13 protein-coding genes are annotated in these 15,696 nt (G+C 72.6%); 10 read left to right on the top strand and 3 right to left on the bottom strand.

From position 1 onward, the window contains the following. Positions 1-11: 11 nt before the first annotated feature. Together Aut01nite_RS08330 and Aut01nite_RS08325 are read left to right on the top strand one after the other, a co-directional pair. Positions 12-734, top strand: coding sequence for a PP2C family protein-serine/threonine phosphatase (locus Aut01nite_RS08330; RefSeq protein WP_043526020.1), 723 nt, complete (start codon positions 12-14; stop codon positions 732-734). A gap of 47 nt (positions 735-781) precedes the next feature. Further along, on the top strand, positions 782-3,613 hold the full coding sequence (locus tag Aut01nite_RS08325) for a putative bifunctional diguanylate cyclase/phosphodiesterase (protein ID WP_239124597.1): 2,832 nt from the start codon (positions 782-784) through the stop codon (positions 3,611-3,613). Between the two features lie 819 nt (positions 3,614-4,432). On the opposite strand, the gene Aut01nite_RS08320 is transcribed toward Aut01nite_RS08325, so the two are convergent. After that, positions 4,433-7,264, bottom strand: coding sequence for an ATP-dependent RNA helicase (locus Aut01nite_RS08320; RefSeq protein ID WP_173476691.1), 2,832 nt, complete (start codon positions 7,262-7,264; stop codon positions 4,433-4,435). 321 nt (positions 7,265-7,585) lie between these two features. On the opposite strand from Aut01nite_RS08320, the gene uraD reads away from it, so the two are divergent. The 7 genes from uraD (at position 7,586) to Aut01nite_RS08285 (ending at position 14,356) form a co-directional block, all read left to right on the top strand. Next, positions 7,586-8,092 (top strand): 2-oxo-4-hydroxy-4-carboxy-5-ureidoimidazoline decarboxylase, encoded by a 507-nt coding sequence (uraD, locus tag Aut01nite_RS08315; protein WP_043526018.1) that lies wholly within the window; start codon positions 7,586-7,588, stop codon positions 8,090-8,092. Continuing rightward, a complete protein-coding gene (uraH, locus tag Aut01nite_RS08310) occupies positions 8,082-8,444 on the top strand; it encodes a hydroxyisourate hydrolase (protein WP_052163842.1) in 363 nt (120 codons plus the stop codon). The genes uraD and uraH overlap by 11 nt, the downstream gene beginning before the upstream one ends. Positions 8,445-8,457: 13 nt before the next feature. After that, complete coding sequence (gene pucL / locus Aut01nite_RS08305; protein WP_236642756.1) at positions 8,458-9,309, top strand: factor-independent urate hydroxylase; 852 nt, start codon at positions 8,458-8,460, stop codon at positions 9,307-9,309. Next, positions 9,306-10,658, top strand: coding sequence for an 8-oxoguanine deaminase (locus tag Aut01nite_RS08300; protein ID WP_043526015.1), 1,353 nt, complete (start codon positions 9,306-9,308; stop codon positions 10,656-10,658). The genes pucL and Aut01nite_RS08300 overlap by 4 nt, the downstream gene beginning before the upstream one ends. Before the next feature lie 89 nt (positions 10,659-10,747). Next, complete coding sequence (gene aceB / locus Aut01nite_RS08295; protein WP_043526013.1) at positions 10,748-12,295, top strand: malate synthase A; 1,548 nt, start codon at positions 10,748-10,750, stop codon at positions 12,293-12,295. Positions 12,296-12,500: 205 nt separating this feature from the next. After that, positions 12,501-13,637: a DUF6986 family protein gene (locus tag Aut01nite_RS08290; protein WP_043526011.1), complete on the top strand. Its 1,137-nt coding sequence runs from the start codon at positions 12,501-12,503 to the stop codon at positions 13,635-13,637. A 41-nt stretch (positions 13,638-13,678) separates the two neighbouring features. Continuing rightward, the gene (locus Aut01nite_RS08285; RefSeq protein WP_063958783.1) at positions 13,679-14,356 is read left to right on the top strand and encodes a hypothetical protein; all 678 of its coding nucleotides are present in this window, start codon (positions 13,679-13,681) and stop codon (positions 14,354-14,356) included. 34 nt (positions 14,357-14,390) lie between these two features. Here the strand turns inward: Aut01nite_RS08285 and Aut01nite_RS08280 are convergent, their stop codons facing one another. Continuing rightward, a complete protein-coding gene (locus Aut01nite_RS08280; protein WP_152628753.1) occupies positions 14,391-14,726 on the bottom strand; it encodes a hypothetical protein in 336 nt (111 codons plus the stop codon). A 265-nt stretch (positions 14,727-14,991) separates the two neighbouring features. Here Aut01nite_RS08280 and Aut01nite_RS43320 point away from each other — a divergent pair, with 265 nt between their 5' ends. After that, on the top strand, positions 14,992-15,171 hold the full coding sequence (locus Aut01nite_RS43320; RefSeq protein ID WP_236642749.1) for a hypothetical protein: 180 nt from the start codon (positions 14,992-14,994) through the stop codon (positions 15,169-15,171). A 47-nt stretch (positions 15,172-15,218) separates the two neighbouring features. Here the strand turns inward: Aut01nite_RS43320 and Aut01nite_RS08270 are convergent, their stop codons facing one another. Further along, entirely contained in the window at positions 15,219-15,638 is a 420-nt protein-coding gene (locus Aut01nite_RS08270) for a glutaredoxin family protein (protein WP_043526008.1), read from the bottom strand. Positions 15,639-15,696: the final 58 nt, after the last annotated feature.

The following is a 15,696-nucleotide window of genomic DNA, read 5'->3' as shown; positions in this document are numbered from 1 at the left end:
GGCTGCACGCCATGACCTTGTACCTCCGGTGGGCGGCCGTCACCGACCAAGGACACGTCCGGAGCAACAACGAGGACTGTCACTTCGCCAGTGATCAGCTCCTCGTCGTCGCCGACGGCATGGGCGGCATGGCCGCCGGCGATCTGGCCAGCCGGATCGCCATCGAAGCCATGGTCTCGCTCAACACGTTCATCCCCACCGAGCACCAGATGGACGCCCTGCACCGGGCCCTCGAGCTCGCCAACGGCCGGATCGCGGAGCAGGTGGCCGCCGACCCGTCGCTCCAGGGCATGGGGACCACGCTGACGGCGGTCCTCTTCAACGGCGAGCGCGCGGCGATGGCCCACGTCGGCGACTCCCGGGCCTACCTGCTGCGCGCCGGCCGGCTCAACCAGCTCACCAAGGACGACACGTACGTCCAGATGCTCGTCGACCAGGGTCTGATCAAGCCGGAGGAGGCCGCCGCCCACCCGCGGCGGGCCGTCGTCACCCGGGTCCTCCAGGGCGAGCCGGTCACCCCCGCCTACGTCATCGTGGAGCCGCAGCGCGGCGACCGCTGGCTGCTGTGCAGCGACGGTCTCACCGGTGTGGTCCCGGACCCTATCCTCGAAGAGGAACTGCGGACGACCCCGGACCCGAAGTCGTGTGCGGAGCGGCTCATCGATCTCGCTCTGCGTGGCGGCGGGCCGGACAACGTCACCGTGATCATCGCTGACGTGACCTCCGGGGACTGAGCAGGTATTTTACTCCGGCCGCATCCCGCGCGGCCCGGAACTTGGTGGTGATCACGACGGCGCGACTGCTCGGCACGCTGGCGTTCACCCTGGGTGTGGTCGCCATCGGCGAACTCGTCCTCGGCACGCCCCGCCTCTTCACCGACACGGCGCAACTGGTGGCCGGCCTCCTCGCGGCCCTCGTCTGCCTGAACGTGGGACGCGGCCGGGCCGGCATGCCGCGGCGCTGGCGACTGCTCGCCGGCGGAGGACTGCTCGTCTGGTCGGCGAACCGGCTCTGGTGGGTCGTCCAGGACGTCACCGGACTCGACCGGGACCGGTTCACCGACGTCGGCCTCTTCGTACTGCCCGCCTGCATGCTGATCGGGCTGCTCGGGGCGGTGCACACCCGGCCGCGTACGGTGCCCACCTCCCCGGCGCGCGACCAGATCGCCCTCGTCATCGACAGCGTGCTGATCACCGGATCGGTGCTCGCCCTCGGCTGGTCGGTGCTGCCGGTCTCGCCCGGGCTCCCGCTCTTCCAACTGCTCTACCTCGTCGCCGACCTGGTGCTGTTCACCATGGTCCTGCTCCTGCTCACCACCCGGCCCGACTCGCCGGCCGGCCGGCGGCCGCTGCGGCTCGTCGGGTCGGCGCTGCTCGCCTTCGGGGTGGCCGACACCGTTCGGCTGCTCGGGACCGGGCCACTGTGGCTGGAAGGACTCGGGCATCTGCTCGGGCCCGCGTTCCTGGCGATGGCGGCGCTCAGCCCCACCCGCCCGGCGCACTCCTACTCCACGGCCGATCATCTGGAGCGTGACTGGTTCCGGCTGCTCCTGCCGTACGGCCCGGTGATCGTGGTCGGGATCGTGCTGGTGGCCCGCACCGCCACCGGGGGATCGCTGACGCCGTTCGAGGCGTACCTCGGCTGGCTGGGTCTCGCCCTCGTGGTGACCCGCCAGATGATCACCATCGTGGACAACACGGTCCTCTTCGACCGGGTCGCCACCGCCCAGCGGCGGCTGCACCACCAGGCCTACCACGACCCGCTCACCGGGCTCGCGAACCGGGCGCTCTTCCGGGAACGCCTCGTACTCGCGATCGACGCCCACCAGAAACGGGGAACCCCGGTCGCGGTGCTCTTCGCCGACCTGGACGACTTCAAACTGATCAACGACACGTTCGGGCACGCGGTCGGCGACCGGGTGCTGCAGGCCATCGGCGAACGGATGCGGGCCGGCGTCCGGTCCCAGGACCTGGTGGCGCGGCTCGGCGGCGACGAGTTCGCCATCGTGCTGGACCAGAGCGGGCTGGGAGTCCCGGCGCCCCGGCGCCGCGTCCGATGGCGCCGCCGCGACGATGCGGGGCTGCGGCAGCGACGCTATGTGCTTTCCGCAGCGGGGGTACGGGTCTCCGAGGCCGCCTTCGACGACGCCTCCACCACCGCTTCCGTCGCCGTGCCCGCTACGGGGTCCCCCTCGGCCTCCGCTGCTTCTGCTTCCGGTTCTGCGCCGGCTTCCGCTCCCGCTTCGGGTTCTGCTTCCCCTCCCGCTTCGGGTTCTGCTTCCCTTGCAGCCGCTGCTTCGTCCACCCCCTCTACCGTTCCCCCTTCGTCCTCGTCCGTCGCTGCCTCGGCCTCCCCGCCATCTGTCTCCGCCGCTTCTTCGCCCTCTCCGCCGCGTGTCTCCGCGGTTTCGTCGGCGGCCTCGCCGGCTGTTTCCGCGGTTTCGTCGGCGGCCTCGCCGGCTGTTTCCGCGGTTTCGTCGGCCGCCCCGCAGTCTGCCTCCGCGGTTTCCTCGGCTTCCCCGCAGTCTGACTCCGCCGGGCACGAGGACAGCCGCTCGGCAGGTGGGGACGCGGCCGGGCCGATGATGGACGCGGAGTCGTGGGCCGCTGAGGCGGAGGCGATCGGGCAGCGGGTGCTTGCCACCCTCCGGGAGCCGTACGTGCTCGACGGCCGCGCGATCACCGTCGGCGTCAGCATCGGGCTGGTCACCGCCGAACCCGGCGACCGTCTCTCCGCCGACATCCTGCTGCGCCGCGCGGACGCCGCCATGTACGCGGTGAAACGCCGTGGCAAGGGCGACCTGATCCGTTACACCGGCCCGCGCGACTCCGGCCCGCACGCCGACCTGCCACAACTGCTGGCGGGCGCACTGTCCGGCGGATCCCCGGCCGCCGCCGGGTTCGACGTCCACTACCAGCCGATCGTGCGGCTCCGCGACGGCGTGACGGTGGCCGTGGAGGCGCTGGCCCGCTGGACCGATCCGGTGGCCGGCCCGGTGCACCCGGACGTCTTCGTCACGATGGCCGAACGCACCGGCCTGGTCGCGGCGATCGACGACTTCGTCCTGGACCGGGCCTGCGCCGACGCCCGCACCCTGGAAGCGTTGCACGGCCGCCCCATCGACGTGCACGTCAACGTCTCGGCCGGCCGGCTCGCCGGACAGAGCCTGGAAGCCGCCGTACGGGCCGCGCTGACCCGGCACCGGCTCCCCGCCGAACGCCTGATCATCGAGATCACCGAGACCCTGCGGATCCCCGACCTGCCCTATGCCGCCGCACTCGTCGAACGTTTGCGATCCCTGGGTGTACGGGTGGCGCTCGACGACTTCGGCAGCGGCTACAACGCCCTCGCCCAGTTGCACGCCATCCCGGTCGACATCGTCAAACTCGACTCCACCCTGACCGACGTGGACGTCTCCCCGGACCGGGCCGGCGCCCTGTGCCGGTCGGTCCTGCGCATCTGCGCCGAACTGGGCGTCACCGTCGTCGCCGAAGGGCTGGAGACCGAGGAACGTGCCCGCGCCATGGCCGCCCTGGGCAGTCCGCTCGGGCAGGGCTACCTCTACGGCGCCCCGGCCCCTCTGGTCCGCCCGGACCAGACCCCCGAACCCTGACCAGCCCGCTAGCCCTTCCCTTGCCGCGATCTTGGACGATTCCCCACCGTTTCCGGTGGGGAATCGTCCAAGATCGCGGCGGGGTGGAGTGCTGCCGGGCTCATCCGCTGGAGCTTGACGCAGGCGGGCGAGAAGACCGACCGGAACGCTCGCATCCAGGCGAGTGTCGGAGACGTCCGCGGCGGCAGCGGAGCATCCGGTACTCCCGCAAGATCGCCGGCCTTGTCTCAGGCACGCGATACCGATGCGAAGCGCACCGGGCCACAGGCGCCATGGCCAGCCGGGGCTGGGATCGGGTCGTGGGTGTCCACGCGGCCGGGCTGTGGCGTTCGTGTGGCCAGCCGGGGTTGGGATCGGGCCGTAAGTGTCCACGCGGCCGGGCTGTCGCGTTTGCGCGGCCAGCTGGGGTTGGGATCGGGTCGTGGGTGTCCACGCGGCCGGGCTGCCGCGTTCGTGTTGCCAGCTGGGGTTCGGATCGGGTCGTAAGTGTCCACGGGGCCGTTCGGCTCGGGTAGCCGACTGCTCAATCTTGATACCTATGCGCCTACCGCTACTTGTGGGACTGCAGATGCCGACGTGAGCGGCCGAGAAGATTCGGCGGGACCACAAGCTCTCAAGGTTCGCACGCTGGCAGGGGCCCGGGCGGTGGCGGTGGGCCGGGCGTCGGCGGCGCGGCGGGCGTTGGCGGTGCGCCTGGCGTTGGCGGTGCGCCTGGCGTTGGCGGCGGGCGTTGGCGGCGGGCGTTGGCGGCGCGGCGGGCGTTGGCCATGCCCCTGGCGTTGGCGGGCGGCGGTCGGTGGTGGTGGGCGGGATCGTGGGTCAGCGGGAGCGGGGGTTGGCGCGACGGGTCGGCTCGGCGGTGGTCGGGTCCTCAGGCCACGGATGGCGGGGGTAGCGGCCCCGCATCTCCGCGCGAACCTGTGGATATCCCTGTCTCCAGAAGGACGCGAGGTCCCGGGTGACCGCCACCGGCCGCCCGGCCGGGGACAGCAGGTGCAGCAGGACCGGGATCCGGCCGTCGGCCAGGCGCGGCGCGTCCCGCCAGCCGAACGCCTCCTGCACCTTCACCGCCAGCACCGGCGCGGCCGGATCGCTGTAGTCGACCCGAACCTGCGACCCGCTCGGCACCGGCAACCGCTCCGGAACGACCTCGTCCAGCCGGCCCGCCACCGACCACGGCATCAGCCGCCGCAGCCCACCCGCCACGTCCAGTCTCGCCAGATCGGATCGTCGCCGTGCCGTGCCGAGGTCCAGCCACTCCTCGGCCCTCTCCAGCAACGCGGTGTCGGACACGTCCGGCCACGGCTCCCCGAGGGCCGCGTGTGCGAAGGCCAGACGGTTGCGCAGCTCCTCGGCGTTACGGCTCCAGGTGAGCAGCCCCAACCCTTCGGCGCGCAGGCCGGCGACCAGCGCCTCGCGCAGTCGCGCCGGATCGGGGTCGGCGAGCCGGCTGGCGGCCAGGGTAATCGCGCCCAACCGCCGGACCCGGCGGGCCACCACGTCACCGTCGATCCAGCCGATCTCGGTGTCCTCGGCGAGCAGGGACGCGGCCACCTCGCGGGCGGTCTCCTCGTCGAGCGGCGCGGCACCGCGGATCCGTGCCACCGGTGCGCCGGGTGGCCGGTCCGCGCTCGCCACCGCCAGCCACGACGCACCGGCCAGCGAACTCCCGGCGGGTAGCTCGGCCGCGGTGCCACCGGCCATCAGGTAGGTGCGCCCACCCGGCTCCCGAACCTTCGCGACCCGCTCGGGGTACGCCAGCCCGACCACCAGCCCCGCCGCCAGATCATCGGTCAGCCGCCCGCCACCTCCGCTCGCGCTGGCCGTGCCGGCCGTGCCGCCTCCGCCGGCCGTGCTGCCTCCGGCCGTGCCGCCTCCGCCCGTGCCGCCCGTGCTGCCTCCGCCCCCGCCGGCCGTGCCGCCTCGGGCCGTGCTGCCTCCGGCCGTGCCGCCCGTGCCGGCCGTGCCGGCCGTGCCGCCTCGGGCCGTGCCGCCCGTGCCGGCCGTGCCGCCTCGGGCCGTGCCGTCCGCGCCGGCTGTGCCGGTCGGGTTGCCTCCGGCCGTGCCGGCCGGAGCGGCGCCCTCGGCCGGGCCGGGGCCGGTGGAGCGGGTGACGGCGTTCGTCAGGCGGCGGACTTCGGCCCGCCAGGTGGGGTCGTTGCTGTTGCGGGCGTTACGCCATGAGGTGACGACGTCGCCGGCGTTGTCGCGGGTGTCGTCGAGGACGGCGACGACCTCGGCGGTGCGGCGGACGCCGAGGACGGCCGCGCCGTCCAGCAGCGCGCGGGCCAGCCGGGGATGCAGGCCGGCTCCGGCGAGAGCACGGCCGCGGTCGGTGACCCGGCCGTCGGGGCCGAGCGCGCCGAGGTCGTGCAGGGTGGCCGTGGCGACCCGCAGCGCACCGGCGGGTGGCGGGTCGGGCAGGGCGAGGCCCGTCCCGTCCGGGTGGCCCCACAACGCCAGGTCGAGGGCGAAACCGGTCAGGTCGGCGGCTGCGATCTCCGGTTCGGGCTGGGCCGGCAGGCGATCGTGCAGGGCCGGGGACCAGCATCGGTAGACACGGCCGGGCGCCTCCCGGCCGGCTCGCCCGGCCCGCTGCTCGGCGGCGGAACGGGAGACCGGAACCGTGGCGAGGGCGCCCAGGCCACGGGCGTGATCCATCCGCGGGACCCGGCTGAGCCCGGCGTCGACCACCGCGCGCACGCCGGGAACGGTCAGGCTGCTCTCCGCGACGGCGGTGGCCAGTACCACCCGGCGGCGGGGGCCGGCGCGCAGCGCCGCGTCCTGTGCCGAGCCGGACTGGCGGCCGTGCAGGGTGACCACGTCCGCGTCGGGGAGACCCCGGAGGCGCCCGGCGACCGTCTCGATCTCGCGGGCGCCCGGCAGGAAGCACAGCACGTCGCCGTCGCCCTCGGCCAGCGCCCGCCGGACCGTCGCGGCGACGTGGTCGAGGAGGCGCGGATCGACCCGCAGACCGTGCGGTGGGGTGATCTGGCCGGACGGCGGCGCCCAGATCACGTCGACGGGGTGGGCGCGGGCGTACGCGGTGAGCACCGGCGCGGGAGGGCCGTCACCGCCCAGCACCGCGGCGAGCCGGTCGGCGTCGGCGGTGGCGGAGGTGGCCAGCAGGCGAAGGTCGGGGCGCAGCGCCGCCCGGATCTCGACCAGGAAGGCGAGCGCCAGATCGGAGTCGAGGTGCCGCTCGTGGCACTCGTCGAGGATCACGGCGGTCACCCCGGCCATCTCGGGGTCGCTCTGCAGCCGCCGGACCAGCAGGCCGGTGGTCACCACCTCGACGACCGTCTCCCGGGAGACCTGCCGCTCGCCGCGCACCGCGAAACCGACCCGCTGCCCGGCACGCTCACCGAGCAGCGCGGCCATCCGGCGTGCGGCAGCCCGGGCAGCGACCCGGCGCGGCTCGGCCACGATCACCCGCCCACCGGATTCGCCCCGACCGCCAGGGCCGCCGCCGGGGTCGGCCGGACCGGCCAGGGCGAGCGGGACCAGCGTGGTCTTGCCGGTGCCGGGCGGCGCCACCAGAACCGCGGCACCGGCCTCGGCGAGCGTGGCGGCGACCTCGGGCAGCACCGGCCGGACCGGGAGATCGGGCAGTCGGTCGGCAGGGATCAGCACGCGCCAAGTCTGGCCCATGCCTCTGACACTTTCCGCGACCGTCCACAGCCACGCCTGATCGCCGCCGCGCCTGTGGCAGGGGCACCGGCGTGGTGGAGGAGCGCCCGGTCACTTCTTGATCACGACTGGGTCGCGGGCGGATCGCGGGGCCTCACGGCCCACCGCGCGGCGTCCCGGGCGGTCCGCGCAGGTCGCCACGGTTATCCACAGGCACGCGGAATCTCCGGCGATTTCGTGGCAGGGTGGCGTGACGAGCGAGGAGTGTTAATTCTTCAGTCCGTCCGTGCGTGTCGCCGGGCCGGGCTGCTTGACTGATCGACATCGACGAGGGGGTGACCGATGGGTGCGGTGGAGACCTTCAACGCTCTGCCCGAGGAGCGTCTGAGGGCGGAGCTGCTCGCCTGCTGCGCGGCGCCTGCCTGGGGCGCGGCGATCGCCGCCAAGAGACCTTTCCCGGACCGGGCCGGCCTGCTCGCCGCGGCCGACGCCGCGGGTCGAGGCCTGTCCTGGGAGGACGTGCTGGCCGGGCTGTCCGCGCATCCGCGGATCGGTGAGCGTGCCGCCGGCGACTCCCAGGAGGCGGCCTGGTCGCGCACGGAGCAGTCGGCCGCGGCGCAGACCGCCGACGACACGACCAGGGCCGCGCTGGTCGAGGCGAACAGGGCGTATGAGGAGCGGTTCGGCCACGTCTTCCTGATCTTCGCGAGCGGGCGGTCGCAGGCCGAGATCCTGGCCGCCGCGCGGGAGCGCCTGGGCAACGACGAGGCGGCCGAGCGGGCCGTGGTGACCGGCGAGCTGCGGCAGATCGCGTTGCTCCGGCTGGAGCGGGTGCTCGATGCCCTCTGACGACGGCACCGCTGCCGCGTTCCACGCGCGGATCTCCACGCACATCCTGGACACCGTGACCGGCGACCCGGCGCGGGATGTCTACGTCCGCCTGGAGCGGCGTGACTCCGACGGCTGGCTGGCCGTCGGGGAGGGCCGCACCGACGACGACGGCCGCCTGCGCTTCGAGGTGCCGATGCACGACTGGCAGGCCGGCGGTTATCGCCTCTTCTTCTACGTGGAGCCCTATCTGGGCGGCGACTGCTTCTTCCCGGAGATCACTGTGGCCTTCCACGTCCACGATCCGGAACGCCACTATCACGTGCCGCTGCTGCTGAGCCGGTACGGCTACACCACCTACCGAGGGAGCTGAACCGTTGGGGATCGTGCTCGGACCGAACCGCTACGGCAAGGCGGAGACCCGTCTGGTGCAGGTGCACCGGGACGGTGAGACGCACGGCCTGGTGGATTTCAACGTCAGCATCGCGCTCTCCGGCGACCTGACCGCGACGCACCTGACCGGCGACAATTCCGGTGTCCTGCCGACCGACACGATGAAGAACACGGTGTACGCGTTCGCCAGGGAGCACGGCGCCGGTGAGCCGGAGGCTTTCGCGCTGCTGCTGGCCCGGCACTTCGTCGCGACGCAGCCGCAGGTGCAGGGTGCGACGGTGTCGATCGAGTCGTTCGCCTGGGACCGGCTGGGCCCGCACTCGTTCCGCAAGCGGGGCGACTTCACCCGTACCACTGTGGTGTCGGTGTCGGAGACCGCAACCCAGGTCGTCTCCGGTGTGTCCGGCCTGGTGTTGCTGAATTCGACGGATTCGGAGTTCCACGGCTTCGTCGAGGACGGTTACACCACGCTGAAACCGGCCACCGACCGGATCCTGGCCACCGCCGTGGACGCGCGCTGGCGGCATGCGGGTGACGGCGGCGACTGGGCGGTGTCGTTCCAGGGGGCGCTGGACGCGTTGCTGGCGGCGTTCGTGGCGACCTACAGCTATTCGTTGCAGCAGACTCTCTACGCGATGGGCTCGAAGCTGCTGGAGGCTCGTCCGGAGGTGGCCGAGGTGCGGCTGGCCCTGCCGAACAAGCATCACTATCCGGCCGACCTGTCGCCGTTCGGGCTGGACAATCCGAACGAGGTGTTCATCGCCGGTGACCGGCCGTACGGATTGATCGAAGGCAGTGTGGTCCGTGACGACGCGCCTCCGGCGACCGCGGGGTGGTGGCTGTGATCCTCATCGAGAACGCGGCGATCGCCACCGTCGACGGTGGCGGCCGGGAGTTCACCGACGGGCATGTGCTGGTGGGGGACGACGGCCGGATCGCCGCGGTCGGCGCCGGCCGGTTCTCCGGGGACACCGGGCACAGCAGGAGGATCGACGGCAGCGGCTGCCTGGTCACGCCCGGTCTGGTCAACACCCATCACCATCTCTACCAGTGGGCCACCCGCGGCCTGGCCCTGGACGAGACGCTCTTCGGCTGGCTCACCACGCTGTACCCGATCTGGGGCCGGCTCGACGCCGAGATCGTCGGGGCCGCCGCCGGCGCCGGGCTGGGCTGGCTCGCCCTGTCCGGCTGCACCCTGTCGATGGACCACCACTACGTCTTCCCCCGTGACGGCGGCGACGTCCTGGAGGCCGAGATCGAGGCCGCCCGGCGGCTCGGCCTGCGGTTCCATCCGACCCGCGGCTCGATGGACCTGAGCCGTAAGGACGGTGGCCTGCCGCCGGACAACGTGGTCGAGGAGACCGACGAGGCGCTGGCCGCCACCGAGGCGGCCATCGACCGCTGGCACGACCCGTCGCCGGACGCGATGCTGCAGATCGCGGTCGCGCCGTGCTCGCCGTTCTCGGTCACCACCCGGCTGATGGAGGAGTCGGCGGTGCTGGCCCGGCGCAAGGGGGTGCGGCTGCACACCCACCTGGCCGAGACCGACGACGAGGAGGAGTTCTGCCTCAAGCAGTTCGGCTGCACCCCGGTGGAGTACGCGGAACGCGTCGGCTGGCTCGGCGGCGACGTCTGGCTGGCGCACGGCGTGCACCTGGACGACTCGGCGATCGCCAAGCTGGGCACGACCGGTACGGGTGTGGCCCACTGCCCGAGCTCGAACGCCCGTCTCGGCACCGGCCCGGCCCGGGTGCGTGAGCTGCTCGACCACGGCGTACCGGTCGGGCTGGGTGTCGACGGGGCCGCATCGCAGGAGGTGTCGCAGCTCGGCGCCGAGTTGCGGCAGGCGCTCTACACCGCGCGCCAGCGCGGTGGCCCGCAGGCGATGAACGCGCGGCAGGCGCTGCGGCTCGGCACCATGGGCGGCGCCGAGTGCCTGGGCCGGCAGGACGACCTCGGTTCGATCGAGGTGGGCAAGCTGGCCGACCTGGTGCTGTGGCGGCTCGACGGGCTGGGCCACGACGGCATCGACGATCGGGTGGCGGCGCTGGTCTTCGGCCCGCCGGCGCCGGTCGAGCTGTCGCTGGTGGGCGGCCGCCCGGTGGTCGAGCGCGGGGAACTGGTCAACGCCGACGCCGAGACTCTCGCCGCGGAGGCCCGCCGGGCACACCGGCGACTGTTGGAAAGCCCATAGCAATACCTCGTTACAGGCGACCACGGAGACCGTGAATAATGCTCGATTACGGTACGGGGGAGTAACCACACTGAGAGGAATCGTCAACGATGACCGAGATCCTGTCCGACGAGGCCGTGGCGTTCGTCGCCGACCTGAACCGGCGATTCCGGCCTCGCCGTAACGAGCTCCTCCAGGCGCGTGCCGCGCGCCGCGCGGAGATCGCCGCCGGCGCCACGCTGGGCTTCCTGGCGGAGACGGCGGACATCCGCGCGGCCGAGTGGTCGGCCCCGCCGGCGCCCGCCGACCTGCAGGACCGGCGGGTGGAGATCACCGGGCCGACCGAGCGGAAGATGACGATCAACGCGCTGAACTCGGGCGCCAAAGTGTGGCTGGCCGACCTGGAGGACGCCAACACCCCGCACTGGTCGAACGTGGTCGACGGTCAACAGAACCTCTACGACGCGATCCGGCGGACCATCACCCTTTCGACGCCGAAGAAGACGTACGAGCTGAACGGCGGGCCGTACCCGACGATCGTGATGCGGCCGCGTGGCTGGCACCTCGACGAACGGCACCTGCCGGTGGACGGCGAGCCGGCCGTCGGCGCGCTCGTCGACTTCGGGCTCTACTTCTTCCACAACGCGAAGGAGCTGCTGGAGCGCGGCAGCGGGCCGTACTTCTATCTGCCCAAGATGGAGTCCCACAAGGAAGCCGCCCTCTGGAACGACGTCTTCACGTACGCGCAGGAGGCCCTGGGCATCCCGGTCGGCACCATCCGCGCCACCGTGCTGATCGAGACCATTCCGGCCGCGTTCGAGATGGAGGAGATCCTGCACGCGCTGCGGCCGCATATCTCCGGTCTCAACGCGGGCCGCTGGGACTACCTGTTCAGCATCATCAAGTACTTCCGGGACAACCCGAACATGATCCTCCCGGACCGGGCCGCCGTGACGATGACCGCGCCGTTCATGCGCGCCTACACCGAGCTGCTCGTCTCCACCTGCCACAAGCGGGGCGCGTTCGCCATGGGCGGCATGGCCGCGTTCATCCCGAGCCGCCGCGACCCGGCGGTCAACGAGGTCGCCCTGACCAAGGTCCGCGAGGACAAGGAGCGCGAGGCCGGCGACGGTTTCGACGGCTCCTGGGTGGCCCATCCCGACCTGGTGCCGGTCTGCAAGGAGATCTTCGACCGGGTGCTCGGCGACAAGCCCAACCAGCTCGCCAAGAAGCGGCCGGACGTCGCGGTGGACGCCGCCGACCTGCTGCACGTGGCCGGGACCGGCGGCGCGGTCACCCGGGCCGGCCTGCACAACAACGTCAACGTCGCCCTCCAGTACCTGGAGGCGTGGCTGCGCGGGAACGGCGCGGTCGCCATCCACAACCTGATGGAGGACGCCGCCACCGCGGAGATCTCCCGGTCCCAGGTCTGGCAGTGGATCCACAACGGCGTGAAGCTCGAGGACGACACCCCGATCACCGCCGAGCTGGTCGGGCAGATCGAGGACGAGGAGCTCGCCACGATCCGGGCGGCGGTCGGCGACGAGGCGTGGACGTCGGGGCGGTACGACGACGCCCGCAAGCTGTTCGAACGGGTCGCGCTCGCCGACGACTTCGCGGACTTCCTGACCAGCGCGGCGTACGACTCCATCGACTGAGCGGCAGGGACCGGGACGGGCGCGGAACGCGCGCTCGTGGGTAGCCCCGGAGGGGTGCCGTGCGAACGGCACTCCCCGGGGTGGCTTTCCCGGCGCGACGAGGCCGGCCCGCCGGAGCCGGTGCAACGGAAGGCCGGCACGACGCCGGCCGGCACGACGCCGGCCGGCACGACGCCGGCCGGCACGACGAGAGAGGTACGGCAGGATGCGGCTGAGCGGCCAGGACTACCACGAGATCGACGCGAGCCTCGCCGCGCACGACGCCTTCCTGCAGGCCCGCTACCCCGGCGAACGTCCCGGCCGGCAGCCCGTGCACACCGTCTACCTCCCCGCCGACCGGCTGGACGGCTTCCGGGACTGGGGCACGATCGCCCTCGACGCGATGGACCGGCACGACTTCCCGTGGCCCGACCCGGCGGTCCGGGCCAAGCTCACGGCCGAGCCGATCGAGGATCTGCGCGTCGACTTCGAGGACGGTTACGGCGTCCGCGACGACGACCAGGAGGACGCCGCCGTCCGCAAGGCGGTGGCGATCCTCGCCGACGGCCCGCGGCCACCGTTCCTCGGCATCCGGATCAAGTCCCTGGAGGCGGCCACCCGGCATCGTTGCCTGCGCACGCTGGACCTCTTCCTGGACACCTACCAGGATCTCTTCACGATCACCCTGCCCAAGGTCAGCGGTCCGGACCAGGTCCGGGCGATGGTCACCCTCTGCGAGAGGCTCGAGCGGTCGTACGGGTTGAGCACCGGCGCCCTGACCTTCGAGATCCAGATAGAGCTGCCGTCCGCCGTGCTCGCCGCCGACGGCTCCGCCACCGTGGCACGCCTGATCACCGCCGCCGCCGGCCGGTGCACGGGGCTGCACTACGGCACCTACGACTACAGCGCGGCCGCCGGTGTCGCCGCCGCGTACCAGTCGATGGAGCATCCGGCCGCCGACCACGCCAAGGCCGTCATGCAGGCCGCCGCCGCCCAGACCGGGGTGCGCCTCTCCGACGGCTCCACCAACATCCTCCCGGTCGGCGACACCGCGGCGGTGCACGCCGCCTGGCAGTTGCACCGGCGTCTGGTCCGCCGCTCCCTGGAACGCGGCTTCTACCAGGGCTGGGATCTGCATCCCGCCCAGCTTCCCACCCGGTACGCGGCGACCTTCGCGTTCTTCCGCGACGGCCGGGACGCCGCCGTGACCCGGTTGCGCCGGTACCTGGACCGGCAGGACAGCGGGATCGCCGACGAGCCGGCCACCGCGCGGGCGCTCGCCGGATACCTGGTGCGCGGCCTGGACTGCGGCGCACTCGACGACGCGGGGTTCCCCCGAGAACAGCTCACCGCCCTGGCCTGAGCGGCATCATTCTCGGTACGGGGTCGTCAGGGGAGGGCGCCATGGGCTATCACACCGAGTTCACCGGGCAGGTCGCGATCGTGCCTCCGCTGAATCCGCACGAGGTCGAATATCTCGACCGGTTCGCCGAGACCCGGCACCTGCACCGCGAACACGGCCCCTATGTCGTCGACGGGCGTGGGCTCCGGGCCGGCGACGTCCTCGACCCGGAACGGCCGCCACCGGAGCTCCCCGGCCACTGGTGCCACTGGACGCCGTCGGCGGCCGGTGACGCGGTGCTGTGGAACGGGTCGGAGAAGTTCCGTCATGCCGAGATCTGGCTCGCCTACCTCATCGACACCTTCCTGAAGCCGGGCGCCGCGGTCACGGCGGAGCTGTCCGATCCGGTGGTGGACCGGTTCTATCCGCCGGCTTTCGAGCACTTCACTTTCGACCATGTGCTGAACGGGGTGATTCACGCGGAGGGGGAGGAACCCGACGACCTGTGGCGTATCGACGTGCGCGACAACGTCGTGCACGTGGTCCACGCCGTCGAGTTCCCCGGCTATGACGAGATCGACCCGCGGGACCCGGCGGAGTGGACGCCGGTGCAGTGGGCGGAGTACGAGGCGCGGGCCCTGCGCAACCATCTCTATGTCGTCGACGGCGGCGAGGTCCGCGCTCTCGGCCCCGCCCGGGACTGGGGTTTCGCGCCGGTCGGCGGCAGGCCGGGAGCCTGACGCCGAGCGGAGGCCGGGTGCCCGGGGGAGCGGCTCAGACGACGACGGAGAACCAGGGGACCATCAGCAGCGCGCCGAGGGTCAGCCAGGTGGCGGCGTCGTCGTTGCCCCGGCCGGCGATCCGGACCGCCTGGTAGAGCAGGGCGCCGATGGCCGCGGCCAGGGCGGCGGCCGCGATGATCCGGGCGGTGCCGGGCTGGGTGAACCACTCCGGGGCGAGGCTGATCAGTGAGACGGGGGAGAGGACGGCCAGGCCGGCGAAGGCGAGCACCAGCACGCCGAGGAGGGCGACCGTGATGCCGAGCAGGATGGTGCTGGGACCGTCGTCCACATCGGCGGGTTCGACGGTCAGGGGATTGCGGTGCGTCACGCCGGTCACCTTCCGTGATGGTCCTCGATCGTGATGTCCGACCATAGCGGGTGTGCCTGATTCCAGGAGCGTCGAACTTTTCCGGGCTGTCTCGAGTACTACCGGGCACATCGCCGCAACCTGGGAGGACGTTGTGCGGGAACGATCAGTGGAGCCGATCACGGCCACGCGTGTCACCACATCGGACGACTCCGCGCCGTGCGCGGAACACACCGGTGAGCGACCGTCGTGGTCGTGCCGGGTGTGCGGACGGCCATGGCCCTGCGTGACGGCGCGGGCCTCGCTGGCGACCGGCGGTGACCTCCTCATGCTGACCATGTACATGTGGGGGCATCTGGACCGGGCGGTGGGCGACCTGCCCCACGAGGAGCCCGCGGAGCTGTTCGAACGGTTCCTCGGCTGGGCGGGTTCGCTGCCGGTCAGGGCCGGGGCGCTGCCGGGGTGAGCTGTCCGCGCAGCGAGGACGCTCCGAAGTGACGTGGGCGCGGCCGGTCAGGGCTGGGGCGCTGCCGGGGTGAGCTGTCCGCGCAGCCAGGACGGGTCCGGGTTGACGTGGGCGCGGCCGCCGATCACGACGGTCGGCACGGTCTCGTCGCCGCCGGTGATCTCGCGGACGGTGGCGGCGGCGGACGGGTCGGCCCAGATGTCGACCCAGCGCAGCCGGGCCGCGTCGGGGCCGAGGCGGGCCCGCATCTGCAGGCAGAAGCGACATCCGGGACGCCAGTAGACGACCGGGCGGCCGTCGTCGGCCGACGCGCGGGGGAAGATCAGCGGGGAGAGCACGAACGCGTAACCCAGGAAGAGGGCCAGCAGGAGCGTGGCGGACCCGGGCGCGCCGTCAGAGAACCGGACGGCCGCGACGAGCAGGCCACACAGGGCCGCCAGGACAGCCAGACGCCACCGTCGCATCATGGAACGGGAGGGTACCGGAGTGGCCGCACGCGTCGATATGCCGGAGCGCCCGATGAGA

The sequence above is a fragment of the Actinoplanes utahensis genome (assembly GCF_016862455.1).
Taxonomy (GTDB): Bacteria; Actinomycetota; Actinomycetes; order Mycobacteriales; family Micromonosporaceae; genus Actinoplanes; species Actinoplanes utahensis.
Note: the sequence above shows the minus strand (reverse complement) of the source record. Positions and strands in the feature narration are given on the sequence as shown.